The organism is Pseudomonas inefficax, assembly GCF_032164165.1.
GTDB lineage: Bacteria > Pseudomonadota > Gammaproteobacteria > Pseudomonadales > Pseudomonadaceae > Aquipseudomonas > Aquipseudomonas inefficax.
This window is the reverse complement of sequence record NZ_CP134401.1, coordinates 4,524,370-4,539,722: the sequence shown is the minus strand read 5'-3', so window position 1 is coordinate 4,539,722 and position 15,353 is coordinate 4,524,370. Positions and strand designations below refer to the sequence as shown.

Genomic DNA, 15,353 nt, shown 5'->3' with positions numbered 1-15,353 from the left:
ATTGCGCAGTATACTGCCCATTTTGCGGCGATTGTGCGCCGCCCCCTCCGAGTGCGCAAGACCATGACCCAGCCCAGCAGCAAACCGGCCCCTGCCATTACCTTTCGCCTGAGCAAGGCCGAACTGGTGCTGGTGTTCATCACCATGCTGTGGGGCGGCACCTTTCTGCTGGTGCACAACGTGATGACCGTCAGCGGCCCGATGTTCTTCGTCGGCCTGCGCTTCGCCGCAGCCGCGCTGTTCGTCGGGGTGGTCTCGGCGCGAGCACTGCCTGGGCTGACCTTCACCGAACTGAAGGCCGGCATGCTGATCGGTGTGTCGATCATGCTCGGCTACGGCTTGCAGACCATGGGCCTGCAAACCATCAGCAGCAGCCAGTCGGCGTTCATCACCGCGCTGTACGTGCCATTCGTGCCGCTGTTGCAGTGGCTGGTGCTGGGCCGGCGGCCCGGCCTGATGCCCAGCATCGGCATCTGCCTGGCGTTCATCGGCCTGATGCTGCTGGCCGGGCCGGAAGGGGGCAGCCTGCACTTCAGCGAAGGTGAACTGGTAACCCTGGTCAGCGCCGTGGCCATTGCCGGCGAAATCATCCTGATCAGCCGCTACGCCGGCCAGGTCGATGTGCGCCGGGTCACCGTGGTTCAGTTGGCGACCGCCTCGCTGCTGGCGTTCCTGATGATCGTGCCGACTCAGGAGCGCATACCTGACTTTTCCTGGCTGTTGCTGGCCAGTGCCGTGGGCCTGGGCGCCATGAGCGCGGTGATCCAGGTGGCAATGAACTGGGCGCAGAAGTCGGTCTCGCCCACCCGCGCCACCCTCATCTATGCCGGCGAACCGGTATGGGCCGGAATCGTCGGGCGCATCGCCGGTGAGCGCCTGCCGGGCGTGGCACTGCTCGGCGGCCTGCTGATCGTGATCGCGGTGGTGGTAAGCGAACTCAAGGTGCGCCGCCCGCGCGAGGTGGTCGAAGCGCGGGAAGTGCAGGATGAAGGCGAACGCCAGGCTGGCCTGTAAAGCCGTCAACTGCGGCTATGCTTTGTAAGAATCTGTTATAAAAAAACAGCTTGTCACAGCCTGTTTGTAGGATTCTGCGACAGCTTGCGTGTTGGTGATCATCCCCTCGGCACGTATGATTCTTTGCAAACTTCTCCAGAATAGGCCGCTATGTCTTTGATAGTGCTATTGCTTCTGCCGTTCGTGGGCAGTTGCCTGGCAGCCGTGCTGCCGCACAACGCACGTAACGCGGAGTCCATTCTCGCTGGGCTCGTGGCCCTGGTCGGCACTGTCCAGGTAGCACTGCTGTACCCTCAGGTCGCCCACGGTGGCGTGATTCGCGAAGAGTTCCTCTGGCTGCCCAGCCTGGGGCTGAACCTGGTGCTGCGCATGGACGGCTTCGCCTGGCTGTTCTCGCTGCTGGTGCTGGGCATCGGTACGCTGGTGTCGCTGTATGCCCGCTACTACATGTCACCGCAAGACCCGGTGCCGCGCTTCTTCGCCTTCTTCCTCGCCTTCATGGGCGCCATGCTCGGCCTGGTGATCTCCGGCAACCTGATCCAGCTGGTGTTCTTCTGGGAACTCACCAGCCTGTTCTCCTTCCTGCTGATCGGCTACTGGCACCACCGTGCCGACGCCCGCCGCGGCGCCTATATGGCGCTGATGGTCACTGGCGCGGGCGGCTTGTGCCTGCTGGTGGGTGCCCTGCTGCTCGGCCATGTGGTCGGCAGCTACGACCTGGACAAGGTCCTGGCTGCCGGCAACACCATTCGCCAGCATGCGCTGTACCCGGTGCTGCTGCCGCTGATCCTCATCGGCGCCCTTAGCAAGAGTGCACAATTCCCCTTCCAGTTCTGGCTGCCCCATGCCATGGCAGCGCCCACCCCGGTATCGGCTTATCTGCACTCGGCGACCATGGTCAAGGCCGGGGTATTCCTGCTGGCGCGCTTGTGGCCGGTGCTGTCGGGCAGCGAGGAGTGGTTCTGGATCGTCGGCGGTGCCGGTGCCCTCACTCTGCTGCTCGGCGCCTTCGCCGCCATGTTCCAGAACGACCTCAAGGGTCTGCTGGCGTACTCGACCATCAGCCACCTGGGCCTGATTACCCTGCTGCTGGGCCTGAACAGCCCGCTGGCCGCGGTCGCAGCGGTATTCCACATTCTCAACCACGCCACCTTCAAGGCCTCGTTGTTCATGGCCGCCGGCATCATCGATCACGAAAGCGGCACCCGTGACATCCGCCGCCTCAGCGGTTTGATACGCCTGGTGCCATACACCGCCACCCTGGCCATGGTGGCCAGCGCCTCGATGGCCGGCGTGCCGTTGATGAACGGTTTCCTGTCCAAGGAAATGTTCTTTGCCGAAACGGTGTTCATCAGCTCCAGCGCCTGGGTCGAGGCCACGCTGCCGGTAATCGCCACCCTGGCCGGCACCTTCAGCGTGGCCTATGCCCTGCGTTTCACCGTCGATGTGTTCTTCGGCCCCACTGCGCAGGACCTCCCGCACACCCCGCACGAACCGCCACGCTGGATGCGTGCGCCGGTCGAACTGCTGGTGCTCACCTGCCTGGTGGTGGGCATCTTCCCTGCCCAGTCGGTCGGCCCGCTGCTGGCCGCTGCCGCCCTGCCTGTGGTAGGCGGCACCCTGCCGGAATACAGCCTGGCCATCTGGCATGGCTGGAACGCGCCGCTGGTCATGAGCCTGGTGGCCATGAGCGGCGGTATCGTGCTGTACCTGTTGCTGCGCAAGCAGCTGCGCCTGGGCCGCTTCCCCTACCCGCCGGTGATCGAGCGTTTCAACGGCAAGCGCCTGTTCGAGTACGGTCAGGTGCAGCTGATGCTGCTGGCGCGGCGTATCGAGCGCCTGCTCACCAGCCGCCGCCTGCAGTCGCAGCTGTTCATGCTGGTGCTCGCCGCGTTCCTCGCCGGCCTCACGCCCATGCTCTACAGCGGCCTGAGCTGGGGCGATCGGCCGAAGATTCCAGGTTCGGGCGTGTTCGTCGCGCTGTGGCTGATTGCCATCGCCTGCGCCATCGGCGCCGCCTACCAGGCCAAGTACCACCGTTTGGCAGCGTTGATCATGGTCAGCGTCTGCGGCCTGATGACCTGCATCACCTTCGTCTGGTTCTCCGCGCCCGACCTGGCCCTGACTCAGCTGGTAGTGGAAGTGGTCACCACCGTGCTGATCCTCCTCGGTCTGCGCTGGCTGCCGCGGCGGATCGAAGGCGTATCGCCGCTGCCGGGCAGCCTGGAGCGTGCACGCATGCGTCGCCTGCGCGACCTGCTGCTGGCGGTGCTGGTAGGTGGCGGCATGGCCGTGCTGTCCTATGCCATGCTGACCCGACCGACGCCGAACGACATTTCCTCGTTCTACCTGAGCCGGGCACTGCCCCAGGGCGGTGGCACCAACGTGGTCAATGTCATGCTGGTCGACTTCCGTGGTTTCGATACCCTTGGTGAAATCACCGTGCTGGTGGCCGTGGCGCTGACCGTGTTCGCCCTGCTGCGGCGCTTCCGCCCACCGAAGGAAAGCATGCAACTGCCGGCGCAGCAGCGTCAGCTGGCACCCGATGTGGTCACCGACCTGATCAATCCGCGGCATGCCACCGACACCGCACTGGGTTTCATGATGGTGCCCGCTGTGCTGGTGCGCCTGCTGCTGCCGATCGCCCTGCTGGTGTCGATGTACCTGTTCATGCGTGGCCACAACCAGCCCGGTGGCGGCTTTGTCGCCGGCCTGGTGATGTCGGTGGCATTCATCCTGCAGTACATGGTGGCCGGCACCCAGTGGGTCGAGGCGCAGATGAGCCTGCGCCCGCTGCGCTGGATGGGCACCGGACTGCTGTGCGCAACCCTGACCGGCACCGGCGCGATGCTGCTGGGCTACCCGTTCCTCACTACCCATACCGCCCACCTGCACCTGCCGTTGCTCGGTGATGTGCACGTGGCCAGCGCGCTGTTCTTCGATGTCGGTGTGTTCACCGTGGTGGTCGGCTCGACCCTGCTGATCCTCACTGCCCTGGCGCACCAGTCGGTGCGCGCCTACCGCCCGGGCAACCCGGCGAAAACCAGCCAAGCAGGAGCCGCCTGATGGAAGAAGTGATTGCAGTTGCCATCGGCGTGCTGGCCGCCTCGGGGGTATGGCTGATCCTGCGCCCGCGAACTTACCAGGTGATCATGGGCCTGTGCCTGCTGTCGTACGGGGTCAACCTGTTCATCTTCAGCATGGGCAGCCTGTTCATTGGCAAAGAACCGATCATCAAGGACGGCGTGCCCCAAGACCTGCTGCACTACACCGACCCGCTGCCGCAGGCCCTGGTGCTCACCGCCATCGTCATCAGCTTCGCCATGACCGCGCTGTTCCTGGTGGTGTTGCTGGCCTCGCGCGGCCTGACCGGTACCGACCACGTGGATGGCCGGGAGCGTGACGAATGAGTGGCATGAGCCAGTTGATCATCGCGCCCATCCTGCTGCCACTGGTGACCGCGGCAGTGATGTTGCTGCTGGGCGAGAAACACCGGCAGACAAAAGCCCGGCTGAACCTCCTGTCGACTTTCGCCGGCCTGGGCATCGCGGTCAGCCTGTTATTGTGGGTGCGCACCCAGGGCCAGGCGGAATCCATCGGTGTCTACCTGCCGGGCAACTGGCCGGCGCCGTTCGGCATCGTGCTGGTGGTCGACCACCTGTCGGCCCTGCTGCTGACGCTCACCGGGATCATTGCCTTCAGTGCCCTGCTGTTTGCCCGCGCTCGCTGGGATAGTGCGGGGGCCAGCTTCCACGCGCTGTTCCAGATCCAGCTGATGGGCTTGTACGGCGCCTTCCTCACTGCCGACCTGTTCAACCTGTTCGTGTTCTTCGAGGTGCTGCTGGCGGCTTCCTATGGCCTGCTGCTGCACGGCTCGGGCCGCGCCCGGGTGCGAGCCGGCCTGCACTACATTGCCATCAACCTGTTCGCCTCGTCGCTGTTCCTGATCGGCGCCGCGATGCTGTATGGCGTGACCGGAACCCTGAACATGGCCGACCTGGCCCTGAAGATTCCGCTGGTGCCAGAGGCCGACCGTGGCCTGCTGCACGCTGGCGCGGCGATCCTGGCCATGGCGTTCCTGGTCAAGGCCGGCATCTGGCCGCTGAACTTCTGGCTGGTGCCGGCCTATGCCTCGGCCAGCGCGCCGGTGGCTGCGCTGTTCGCCATCATGACCAAGGTCGGCCTGTATGCCGTACTGCGCCTGTGGACACTGCTGTTCTCCGGGCAGGCCGGGGCCTCGGCGCACTTCGGTGGTGAATGGCTGGTATACGGTGGCCTGGTCACCCTGGCGGTGGCGGCGGTGTCGATCCTGGCCGCGCAGCGCCTGGAGCGCATGGCCGCCCTCAGCATCCTGGTTTCGGCCGGCACCCTGCTCGGCGCCGTCGGTTTCGCTCAATCGGCGCTGACCGGCGCGGCGTTGTTCTACCTGGTCAACTCGACCCTGGCGCTGTGCGCGCTGTTCCTGCTCGCCGAACTGGTCGAGCGTTCGCGCTCGGCCAACGAAGCACCGCTGGACGACGAAGAAGACGCCATGCCGCCACCGCTGGAATCACTGCACCCACCCAAGGGCATCAACCTCGACGACGAACAGAAGGTGGTGATCGGCCAGATCATTCCGTGGACCATGGCCTTCCTCGGCCTCAGCTTCATCGCCTGCGCCCTGCTGATCATCGGCATGCCGCCGCTGTCGGGCTTTGTCGGCAAGCTCAACCTGATCAGCGCGCTGTTCAACCCGCAAGGGCTGGGTGTGCCTGCCGAGCAGCCGCTGGGGGCGGCAGGCTGGGGCCTGGTGGCGTTGCTGATCCTGTCTGGCATGGCCTCGCTGATCGCCTTCGGCCGTGTCGGCATCCAGCGCTTCTGGAAGCCTGAGGAACGCCCTTCGCCGGTGCTGCGCCGCTATGAATGCCTGCCCATCGTTATCCTGCTCGGCCTGTGCATCATCCTCAGCTTCAAGGCCGAGCCACTGCTGCGCTACACCCAGGACACCGCTGCCGGCCTGCAGGCCCCCGACGCCTATATCGAAGCCGTGATGGCCGCGCGGCCGATTCCTGGCCCCACCTCGCTTGACGTACAGGTGCAGCCATGAATCGACTGTTCCCCGCACCGCTCTTATCGGTTTCGCTGTTCGCACTGTGGCTGTTGCTGAACCTCTCGGTCAGCCCCGGCAATCTGTCGCTGGCTGCCGCGCTCGGCGTGCTGGCGCCTCTGTTGATGGCGCCACTGCGCCCGCAGCATGCCCATGTGCGACGGCCGCTGGCGATCGCCCGGCTGATTGGCCGGGTCGGTATCGATGTGATCATGTCCAACCTGCTGGTTGCCCGTGGCGTGCTGCGCGCCGGCAAGCAGCCGCCACGCTCTGCGTTCGTGCACATCCCGCTGGCCCTGCGCGACCCGCATGGCCTGGCAGCGTTGTCGATGATTACCACGGTGGTGCCCGGCACGGTCTGGTCCGAACTGGCGCTGGACCGCAGCGTGTTGCTGCTGCATGTGTTCGACCTGGATGACGAGGCGGCCTTCATCCAGCACTTCAAGGACACCTACGAACGCCCGCTTATGGAGATTTTCCAATGACAGGCCTGCTCGCCAATGCTGTCCTCGCCAGCCTGTTCATCTTTGCCCTGGCCATGGCCCTGGCACTTATCCGGCTGTTCCGCGGCCCGTCCGCCCAGGACCGGGTGCTGGCGCTGGACTACCTGTACATCCTGGCCATGCTGACCATGCTGGTACTGGGAATCCGTTATGCCAGTGACACCTACTTCGAAGGTGCCCTGCTGATTGCGCTGTTCGGTTTCGTTGGCTCGTTTGCCCTGGCCAAGTTCCTGCTGCGCGGTGAGGTGATCGAATGACTGAAAACCTGCAACTCCCCTTCTGGCTGGAGCTGGTCACTTCCGCACTGCTGCTGACCGGCAGCCTTTTCGCCCTGATCGGCGCCGTGGGCCTGTTGCGGCTGAAGGACTACTTTCAGCGCATGCACCCACCGGCACTGGCCTCGACCATTGGCGCCTGGTGCGTGGCACTGGCTTCGATCATCTACTTTTCCTGGCTCAAGGAAGCCCCGGTGTTGCACGCCTGGCTGATTCCGATCCTGCTGTCGATCACCGTACCGGTGACCACATTGTTGCTGGCCCGGGCAGCACTGTTCCGCAAGCGCATGGCGAAAGAGCCGGTACCTGAAGAAGTCAGCAGCGGCCGCGATCGAGGCAACTGACAGATCGCGGCCTCACCCTTGGGCAAGGCGCTGCAACTCGCGCCGGACCATGGCCACATAAGGCGGCGGGCCAAGGCGATATAATTCGCCTGCCACCCAGGTCAACCAGGCGCCTTGCAGTTCATCGCGCCTGGCCAGCAAACGCTCGGCCTCGGCCAGGGCATCCGCCAGGTGCTGCCGATGGAACTCGGCACGCGTGGCGGGCACCTCGTCACTGTGGGTCATTCACTGGCCTTGAAGGTGGTCAGCTCACCTTTGCGCCATTTGGCAACCTTTCCGGTCACCGCCTTGAGCAACTTGCCCAGGCCTTCCTGCACTTGCTGCTGCGCAGCGAACACCAGCATCACACCGTGGCCTTCACGGAACACGATGCCTTCGCCTTCGGGCACCGACACGAAGGCATAGTCGCCCACGCCATATACGTTCAGCTTGATTTCACGAAAGCGCATTTCCAGTTTGCCGCCTTCACGGCTGGGCAGTACCGCGGCGCGAAAGTGGTCGCCGACCTTCAGTTCCAAACGTTGCTTGTCATCGACGACCAATGCGCTTTCGGTGTCGATTTCGGCCATGTACAGGCCTTCGGGACTCTGTTCGGTGACATAGACAAAGCGGCCCTGAAACAACTGGGCCAATTTACCGCGCAAGTCGCCCAGGGCGAACAACGCATGGGTATCAAGAGTGCTGACTGCCAATGAAGTAATCCTCAACCGGTTACAACCCGCCCTCACCCAAAGCTCGGTGAGGCACGGTCATTTCTTATCGATAGGCGAAAGAATAATAAAGCGATATGCGAAATGTCTGTGCCCGCTGGCGCTGCAGCGTGCAGGAATCTTTACTCTGGCTTGCCAGATCTGGCCTCGAATACAGGCTTTCGGCATATTCCCAATTCGGGAAGCGTAATGTCTGACAACAAAACCGCCAGAAAAGATGCGGCAGGCAATGCCAGAGCGCACGTGAGAACGGGCCCTGCAATCCATCAGCGCATTACTGGGGGAAGAATATGCACGAAAACACCGAAATTCGTCGAGAGGTAAAGTACATTTCTTACAGGGAACGCCCTGAACAACCCTGCTCACTCGCCGACAGCACTCACGGCGCTCAGGCAGCCAAGCCCTTCTTCAACTGCTGCTGCCAGGCCGCCTGGCACTCCAGCGCCTCTTCACGGGTGGCGAATGCGGTGCCACGGCGTTCGCCATTGACCAGCACTACCCAGCAGTTGCGCACACCCAGCGCCCGTAGTGCGGCAGGCACACCCGAACCAATCATCACGGCTACATCGACCCGGCTATTCATCATTCCCTCCGGAATTTAATTAGCACCCTAACGATAGAGCCATGATACGCCTGCTTACGGCGCGGAAACAGCGCATCCCGGTATAGCAGTGTTACGTACGGGGCAACAAAACCGCAGCCGACAAGAAACGCAAAAAGCCCCAGGGATCGCTCCGTGGGGCTTGGCACACCGCGCGTGGTTACACCTGGCGCTGGTGGCGGTCGAGCTGCTCGTGGCGCTCCTGGGCTTCGATGCAGTACTTGGTGGTCGGGCTGATCAGCAGACGCTTCAGGCCGATAGGCTCACCACTGTCATCGCACCAGCCGAAGCTTTCGTCGGCAATACGGTCCAGGGCCATTTCCAGCTGCGGCAGCAGGCGCTGGTCGCGGTCGATGGCATTCACCAGCCAGCTACGCTCCTCTTCGACCGAAGCCACGTCGGCAGGGTCCGACGGGGTGTCCAGGCCTTCGATGGTGGCACGGCTCAGCTCGATGCGTTCATGGGTTTCGACTTTCATCGCCTGCAGCAGGCCAGCGAAGAAAGCCAGCTGGTCAGCGTTCATGTAGTCATCGGCCGACATGGCCAGCAACTGTTCCTTGGTCATCGATTTCTCTATGAAAAAATGTGCATTTGGGCGATTCCCGGTGCCGCCGACGCCTTGGCATCGGCAGCGGAATTCTTCAAGCGCCAACCGGCACTCTTTTACAGGGGGCGGCAGTCTAAGGCGCCGCGTCGCGTGGAGCAACTGCAATTGGGTGGGAATTTGCTTTCGGCGCTCGGAATCCGCTGGTCGGTGCAAAGAAGATGCTTGGTAGGGGCCGTGGAGTATGGCGGGGAATTGGGTCAGGGCCGCCAGGTGCATGTCTGGAGATTGGGTTAGGGCTATCAGGTGTTTGCCATGACATTTTCAGTGCCTGTGAGATCGAGCGCCGCCCGCGCGGCGCTTCGCGGGGCAAGCCCGCTCCCACATTTGTTGCAACGTGGCCATGTCTGTTAGGCCATGGTTGTCAGCCTTGTTGGTCTGACTCAATTTCTCGGTTGGCGCTGCTGCCGCCTCACCAGTTTCAAGACGTGCTCCAAGGCAGGCAACCATGGCCTGGCAGGTTCGGCACGTTGCAACAAATGTGGGAGCGGGCTTGCCCCGCGAAGCGCCGCGCGGGCGGCGCTCGATCTCACAGGCGCCGGACCTCTAAAGGCATGCCCCAAAGGCCCAACGCAAATCCACAACCAGAATCAGCGATCCTTGAACTGCGCCTCGCGCTTGGCAATGAACGCAGCCATACCCTCTTTCTGATCTTCGGTAGCAAACGCCGCATGGAACACCCGCCGCTCGAAGCGCACACCCTCGCTAAGGGTGACTTCGAACGCACGGTTGACGCTCTCCTTGACCATCATGCTCACCGGAATCGACTTGCTGGCGATGGTCGCAGCCACCTTCAACGCCTCTTCCACCAGCTCCGCCTGTGGCACGATGCGCGCCACCAGCCCGGCACGCTCAGCTTCCTCAGCCCCCATCAGGCGACCGGTCAGGCACAATTCCATGGCCTTGGCCTTGCCCACCGCGCGGGTCAGGCGCTGGGTGCCGCCCATCCCCGGCAGCACGCCCAGGTTGATCTCTGGCTGACCAAACTTGGCGTTATCCGCCGCCAGGATGAAGTCACACATCATCGCCAACTCGCAGCCACCGCCCAAGGCAAAACCGGACACCGCGGCAATGATCGGCTTGCGCCGGTTGGCAATGCGGTCGGCATCGCTGAACAGGTCGTCAACGTAGATTTGCGGGTATTGCAGCTCGGCCATTTCCTTGATGTCGGCGCCAGCGGCAAAGGCCTTGGCGGAACCGGTCAGCACCACGCAGCCGATGTTCGGATCGCGCTCGAGCTGGTCCAGCGCCTGGTTGATCTCGCCGACGATCTGCGCGTTCAACGCGTTCAGCGCCTGCGGGCGGTTGAGGGTGATCAGGCCGACCTTGCCGTGGATGTCCAACAGGATGGTTTCGAATGCCATGCAGTCTGCTCCTTCAAAGATTGCGCGCAATGACCATGCGCTGAATGTCGCTGGTGCCTTCGTAGATCTGGCAAACCCGAACGTCGCGGTAGATGCGCTCCAGCGGGAAGTCACTCAGATAGCCATAACCGCCCAGTGTCTGCAAGGCGTCCGAACAGACCTTTTCGGCCATTTCCGAGGCAAACAGCTTGGCCATCGACGCTTCAACCAGCGCCGGGCGCCCGGCATCGCGCAGCGCGGCGGCATGCAGCACCATTTGCCGGGCCACGGCAATCTTCGTCGCCATGTCGGCCAGGCGGAAGGCCACCGCCTGGTGCTCGATCAGCGCCTTGCCAAAGCTCTGCCGCTCGTTGGCGTAGTCACGCGCCACCTCGAACGCCGCGCGGGCCATGCCCACCGCCTGCGAGGCGATGCCGATACGGCCGCCTTCGAGGTTGGCCAGGGCGATCTTGTAGCCCTCGCCTTCGGCACCCAGGCGGTTGGCCACCGGCACGCGCACATTGTCGAATACGATCTGGCAGGTGTCGGAGGCGTGCTGGCCGAGCTTGTCCTCGACCCGCGCCACTTGGTAGCCCGGCGAATCGGTGGGCACGATGAAGGCGCTAATGCCGCGCTTGCCGGCGTCCGGGTCGGTCACGGCGAACACGATCACCACCCCGGCATTCTGCCCGGAGGTGATGAACTGCTTGCTGCCATTGAGCACGTAGTGGTCGCCATCCAGACGTGCACGGGTCTTCAAGCTGCTGGCGTCAGAGCCGGCCTGTGGTTCGGTCAGGGCAAAGGCACCGAGCATCGCGCCGCTGGCCAGCGGGGTGAGGAACTGCTCTTTCTGCTGCTCGCTGCCAAAGCGCAGGATCGGCACACAGCCCACCGAGTTGTGCACGCTCATGATGGTCGAGCAGGCGCCGTCACCCGCGGCAATTTCCTCCAGGGCCATGGCATAGGCCACGTAGCCGGTGTCGCTGCCGCCCCACTGCTCCGGCACCAGCATGCCGAACAGGCCCAGCTCGGCCATCTCCTCGATGGCCTCCTTCGGGAAGCGGTGTTCCTTGTCCCATTGTTCGGCAAACGGCTTCAGGCGCTCCTGAGCAAAGGCGCGAACCGCGTCGGCGATCTGTTGTTGCTCGTCAGTTACCAGCATGGTTCACCTCAGTACAGGCATTCGACAGCCATGGCAGTGGCCTCGCCGCCGCCAATGCAGATGGCCGCCACACCACGGCGCAGGTTGTTCTGGCGCAGGGCCGACAGCAGGGTCACCAGGATGCGCGCGCCGGAAGCGCCGATCGGGTGGCCGAGGGCGCAGGCGCCGCCATGGATATTGACCTTGTCATGCGGCAGGTCGAGGTGCTTCATGGCCGCCAGGGTGACCACGGCGAAGGCCTCGTTGATCTCGAACAGGTCGACCTCGGCCAGGTCCCAGCCAGTGCGTTTCATCAGTTTGTCGATGGCACCGATCGGTGCGGTCGGGAACAGTGCCGGGGTGTCGGCAAAGGCGGCATGGCCGTGGATCACCGCCAGCGGCTTGAGGCCGCGCTTGTCGGCTTCGGCACGGCGCATCAGCACCAGCGCCGCAGCGCCGTCGGAAATCGAGCTGGAGTTGGCGGCGGTCACCGTGCCGCCTTCGCGGAAGGCCGGCTTGAGCTGCGGGATTTTGTCCAGGCGTGCCTTGGGCGGCTGTTCGTCGTCCTTGATGACGCGTTTCTCTTTGCCTTCGGTGACCTCGACCGGCACGATCTCGGCAGCAAAGCGACCGCTCTTGATAGCGTCCTGGGCGCGGGTCAGCGAGGCGATGGCGAACTGGTCCTGGGCTTCGCGGCTGAAGGCATTGGCCTGGGCGCAGTCTTCGGCAAAGGTGCCCATCAGGCGACCTTTGTCGTAGGCGTCTTCCAGGCCATCCATGAACATGTGGTCGATGATCCTGCCGTGGCCCATGCGGTAGCCGCCACGGGCCTTGTCCAGCAGGTAGGGCGCATTGGTCATGCTTTCCATGCCACCAGCCACCACCACATCAGCGGTGCCGGCCAGCAGCAGGTCATGGGCCATGATTGCCGCCTGCATGCCCGAACCGCACATCTTGTTCAGGGTGGTACAGGTGGTGTGCTTGTCCAGGCCGGCGCCCAGCGCGGCCTGGCGCGCCGGTGCCTGGCCCTGGCCGGCCGGCAGCACGCAGCCGAACAGCACCTGCTCGACACTGGCAGCATCGATGCCGGCGCGCTCCACGGCACCACGGATGGCGGCGCTGCCCAGCTGCGGCGCAGTCAGGCTCTTGAGGTCGCCCTGCAGGCCGCCCATGGGCGTGCGCACGGCGCTTACGATAACGATCGGGTCATTGGCGAGGGTCATGTTCGCTCTCCTTACTTGGCAGCCATGCGCAGTGCACCGTCGAGGCGGATCACCTCGCCGTTGAGCATGCTGTTCTCGATGATGTGGCGGGCCAGCGCGGCATATTCCTGCGGGCGGCCCAGGCGCGGCGGGAACGGCACGCCGGCGGCCAGCGAGGCGCGTACTTCCTCGGTCATGCCGGCCATCATCGGCGTTTCGAAGATGCCCGGGGCGATGGTCATCACACGGATGCCGAAGCGCGCCAGTTCGCGGGCGGTCGGCAGGGTCAGGCTGGCGATGGCGCCCTTGGAAGCCGCGTAGGCGGCCTGGCCAATCTGCCCGTCATAGGCGGCGATGGAGGCGGTGTTGATGATCACCCCGCGCTCGCCGCCATCGTCGGCCGGCCCTTCGGCCATGGCCGCAGCGGCCAGGCGCAGCAGGTTGAAGCTGCCGATCAGGTTGACGTTGATGACCTTGGCAAAGCTGGCCAGGCCATGCGGGCCCTGCTTGCCCAGCACTTTTTCGGCACCGACGATACCGGCACAGTTGACCAGCCCGTGCAGGCTGCCAAAGGCGTTGACAGCCGCATCCACTGCCGCGTGGGCGGCCTGCTCGTCGCTGATGTCGGCCACCGCGAAGCGGGCATTGTCGCCCAGCTCGCGTGCCTTGGCTTCGACGGCCTGGGCATTGAGGTCGACCAGCATGACCTTGGCGCCGGCCTCGACCAGCATCTGTGCGGTAGCAGCACCCAGCCCGGAGGCAGCGCCGCTGACGATGAAGTGTTTGTTGGCTATTTGCATGATCGGTTTCCTTTCAGGCGCTGGCAGGGGTGGCCTGTTGCGCTTGTTGTTTGGCGACTTCCTGGTTGCGCAGGATGAAGCGTTGCAGCTTGCCGCTCGGGGTCTTGGGCAGCTCGCTGACGAATTCGATTTCCCTTGGGTAGGCATGGGCGTACAGGCGCTGGCGTACGTGCTGGCGCAAAGCCTCTTCAAGCTCGGCGCTGCCCTGGTAACCGCTGGCCAATACCACGAAGGCCTTGATCAGCTCGGTGCGCTCCGGGTCCGGTTTGCCAATCACCGCCGCTTCGATCACCGCCGGGTGCTCGATCAGTGCGCTTTCCACATCGAACGGGCCGACCCGGTAGCCGGAGGTGGTGATCACATCGTCGCTGCGGCCGACGAAGCTGATGCTGCCGTCCTGGTTCAGTTCGACGGTGTCGCCGCTGAGGTAGTACTTGCCGACGAAGGCTTTGGTCGGCAGGCCGTGGTAACCCGCGAACCAGCACAACGGCGACTGCTCGCGGTCGACCGCGAGGATGCCCGGCTGGCCGGCAGGCAGTTCGTTGCCCTGCTCGTCCAGCACCACGATGCGGTGGCCGGGGATGGCGAAACCGGCCGAGCCCAGGTGTACCGGGTGCTGCAGGCCATGGTGGTTGCACAGCACCATGCCCAGTTCGGTCTGCCCGTAGTGGTCGTGGATGGTCACGCCCAGTTCGTCGGCGAACCAGCGGATCACTTCCGGGTTGAGCGGTTCGCCGGCACTGCTGACCACCCGCAGGCGGCCCTTGATCGGTGCCGCAAAGTCATCCCCGGCGGCAATCAGCAGGCGGTACGCGGTGGGCGAGCCGGCCAGGTTGGTGATGCCCAGCTTGTCGATCACCCGCGCGCAGCTTTCAACGCTGAACGGGCCATCGTAGAACGTGGTGGCATGGCCCAGCGAAAGCGGGCCGGTGACCGCGTAATACAGGCCATAGGCCCAGCCCGGGTCGGCCAGGTTCCAGAAGTTGTCCTCGGGGCGCAGGTCGATGGCATCGCGCATGTAGCCCTGGAACGCGACGATGGCACGCAGCGGCACTTCCAGCGGTTTGGCCGGGCCGGTGGTGCCGGAGGTGAACATCAGCAGGAACGGGTCGTTGCCCGAGCGCATGACCGGCTCGCATTGGTCTGCGGCATTGTCCAGGCACTGCTGGAAGTCCAGCTCGCCACTGCGGGCATTGACGGTGATGATGGTCGGGCAGGCGTGCACATCGTCCAGCTTGGCGCGGTTGTGGCTGTCGGTGACGACCACGCGGGCGTGGGACTGCTCAAGGCGATGTTCGATGGCCTTGGGGCCGAACGCGGTAAACAGTGGCTGGTACACCGCCCCGAGACGCCAGGTGGCGAGGATGGTGACCAGCAGCTCGGGAGTACGCGGCATCAGTCCGGCGACCCGGTCGCCGGCGCCTACGCCATGCTCCCTGAGCACCGTGGCGAACCGCGCAGCCTGGTCCTTGAGCTGATCGAAGCTGTATCGTGCGCTGTTGCCATCACGGTCTTCCCAGACCAGCGCCAGCTTGCCGGTACCGGCGTGGCGGTCGCAGCATTCGACACAGGCATTGAGGGCTTCAAGGCTACCCTGCAGCGCCGCCGCAACAGCCTGGTCATGGTCAAACGTACGAGCGGCCTGAGCGTAGTCGCGCATCGTCGAACTCCTGGTTTGTTGTTTTTGTTAACCATCGGTTCGACGATATTCGCGCTGCCCGGGCGCGGCG

Annotated in this window: 16 protein-coding genes; 7 read left to right on the top strand and 9 right to left on the bottom strand. The window is 64.2% G+C overall.

What is annotated here, in order from left to right:
* Nucleotides 1-63: 63 nt before the first annotated feature.
* From RIN61_RS20530 to RIN61_RS20500, 7 genes are all read left to right on the top strand, one after another.
* Complete coding sequence (locus tag RIN61_RS20530; protein WP_112253269.1) at nt 64-1,014, top strand: DMT family transporter; 951 nt, start codon at nt 64-66, stop codon at nt 1,012-1,014.
* A gap of 150 nt (nt 1,015-1,164) precedes the next feature.
* Nucleotides 1,165-4,080, top strand: a complete 2,916-nt coding sequence (locus RIN61_RS20525; protein ID WP_207878155.1) for a monovalent cation/H+ antiporter subunit A — start codon at nt 1,165-1,167, stop codon at nt 4,078-4,080.
* Nucleotides 4,080-4,424 (top strand): Na+/H+ antiporter subunit C, encoded by a 345-nt coding sequence (locus tag RIN61_RS20520; RefSeq protein WP_013971840.1) that lies wholly within the window; start codon nt 4,080-4,082, stop codon nt 4,422-4,424. The genes RIN61_RS20525 and RIN61_RS20520 overlap by 1 nt, the downstream gene beginning before the upstream one ends.
* The gene (locus tag RIN61_RS20515) at nt 4,421-6,100 is read left to right on the top strand and encodes a monovalent cation/H+ antiporter subunit D (RefSeq protein ID WP_112253271.1); all 1,680 of its coding nucleotides are present in this window, start codon (nt 4,421-4,423) and stop codon (nt 6,098-6,100) included. Before RIN61_RS20520 ends, RIN61_RS20515 begins: the two co-directional genes overlap by 4 nt.
* Nucleotides 6,097-6,585, top strand: a complete 489-nt coding sequence (locus RIN61_RS20510; RefSeq protein WP_112253272.1) for a Na+/H+ antiporter subunit E — start codon at nt 6,097-6,099, stop codon at nt 6,583-6,585. The genes RIN61_RS20515 and RIN61_RS20510 overlap by 4 nt, the downstream gene beginning before the upstream one ends.
* On the top strand, nt 6,582-6,860 hold the full coding sequence (locus tag RIN61_RS20505) for a K+/H+ antiporter subunit F (protein WP_003259015.1): 279 nt from the start codon (nt 6,582-6,584) through the stop codon (nt 6,858-6,860). Before RIN61_RS20510 ends, RIN61_RS20505 begins: the two co-directional genes overlap by 4 nt.
* Nucleotides 6,857-7,222, top strand: coding sequence for a Na+/H+ antiporter subunit G (locus RIN61_RS20500; RefSeq protein WP_112253273.1), 366 nt, complete (start codon nt 6,857-6,859; stop codon nt 7,220-7,222). The genes RIN61_RS20505 and RIN61_RS20500 overlap by 4 nt, the downstream gene beginning before the upstream one ends.
* A 12-nt stretch (nt 7,223-7,234) precedes the next feature.
* Here RIN61_RS20500 and RIN61_RS20495 read toward each other — a convergent pair whose 3' ends face one another.
* The 9 genes from RIN61_RS20495 to RIN61_RS20455 form a co-directional block, all read right to left on the bottom strand.
* A complete protein-coding gene (locus RIN61_RS20495; RefSeq protein WP_313853749.1) occupies nt 7,235-7,447 on the bottom strand; it encodes a hypothetical protein in 213 nt (70 codons plus the stop codon).
* On the bottom strand, nt 7,444-7,914 hold the full coding sequence (locus tag RIN61_RS20490) for a hypothetical protein (RefSeq protein WP_003259020.1): 471 nt from the start codon (nt 7,912-7,914) through the stop codon (nt 7,444-7,446). The genes RIN61_RS20495 and RIN61_RS20490 overlap by 4 nt, the downstream gene beginning before the upstream one ends.
* 406 nt (nt 7,915-8,320) lie before the next feature.
* The gene (locus RIN61_RS20485; protein WP_112253275.1) at nt 8,321-8,515 is read right to left on the bottom strand and encodes a hypothetical protein; all 195 of its coding nucleotides are present in this window, start codon (nt 8,513-8,515) and stop codon (nt 8,321-8,323) included.
* A 178-nt stretch (nt 8,516-8,693) separates the two neighbouring features.
* Nucleotides 8,694-9,098 carry a TraR/DksA family transcriptional regulator gene (locus RIN61_RS20480; RefSeq protein ID WP_003259022.1) on the bottom strand — a complete coding sequence of 135 codons (405 nt, stop codon included), beginning with the start codon at nt 9,096-9,098 and terminating at the stop codon, nt 8,694-8,696.
* Nucleotides 9,099-9,727: 629 nt separating this feature from the next.
* Nucleotides 9,728-10,501 (bottom strand): enoyl-CoA hydratase, encoded by a 774-nt coding sequence (locus RIN61_RS20475; RefSeq protein ID WP_050704987.1) that lies wholly within the window; start codon nt 10,499-10,501, stop codon nt 9,728-9,730.
* Nucleotides 10,502-10,514: 13 nt separating this feature from the next.
* Complete coding sequence (locus RIN61_RS20470; protein ID WP_025338375.1) at nt 10,515-11,642, bottom strand: acyl-CoA dehydrogenase; 1,128 nt, start codon at nt 11,640-11,642, stop codon at nt 10,515-10,517.
* Between the two features lie 8 nt (nt 11,643-11,650).
* Complete coding sequence (locus RIN61_RS20465) at nt 11,651-12,844, bottom strand: acetyl-CoA C-acyltransferase (protein WP_313853742.1); 1,194 nt, start codon at nt 12,842-12,844, stop codon at nt 11,651-11,653.
* A gap of 11 nt (nt 12,845-12,855) precedes the next feature.
* On the bottom strand, nt 12,856-13,623 hold the full coding sequence (locus tag RIN61_RS20460) for an SDR family NAD(P)-dependent oxidoreductase (protein ID WP_252379123.1): 768 nt from the start codon (nt 13,621-13,623) through the stop codon (nt 12,856-12,858).
* 13 nt (nt 13,624-13,636) lie between these two features.
* Nucleotides 13,637-15,283 (bottom strand): acyl-CoA synthetase, encoded by a 1,647-nt coding sequence (locus tag RIN61_RS20455; RefSeq protein ID WP_313853739.1) that lies wholly within the window; start codon nt 15,281-15,283, stop codon nt 13,637-13,639.
* Nucleotides 15,284-15,353 lie beyond the last annotated feature (70 nt).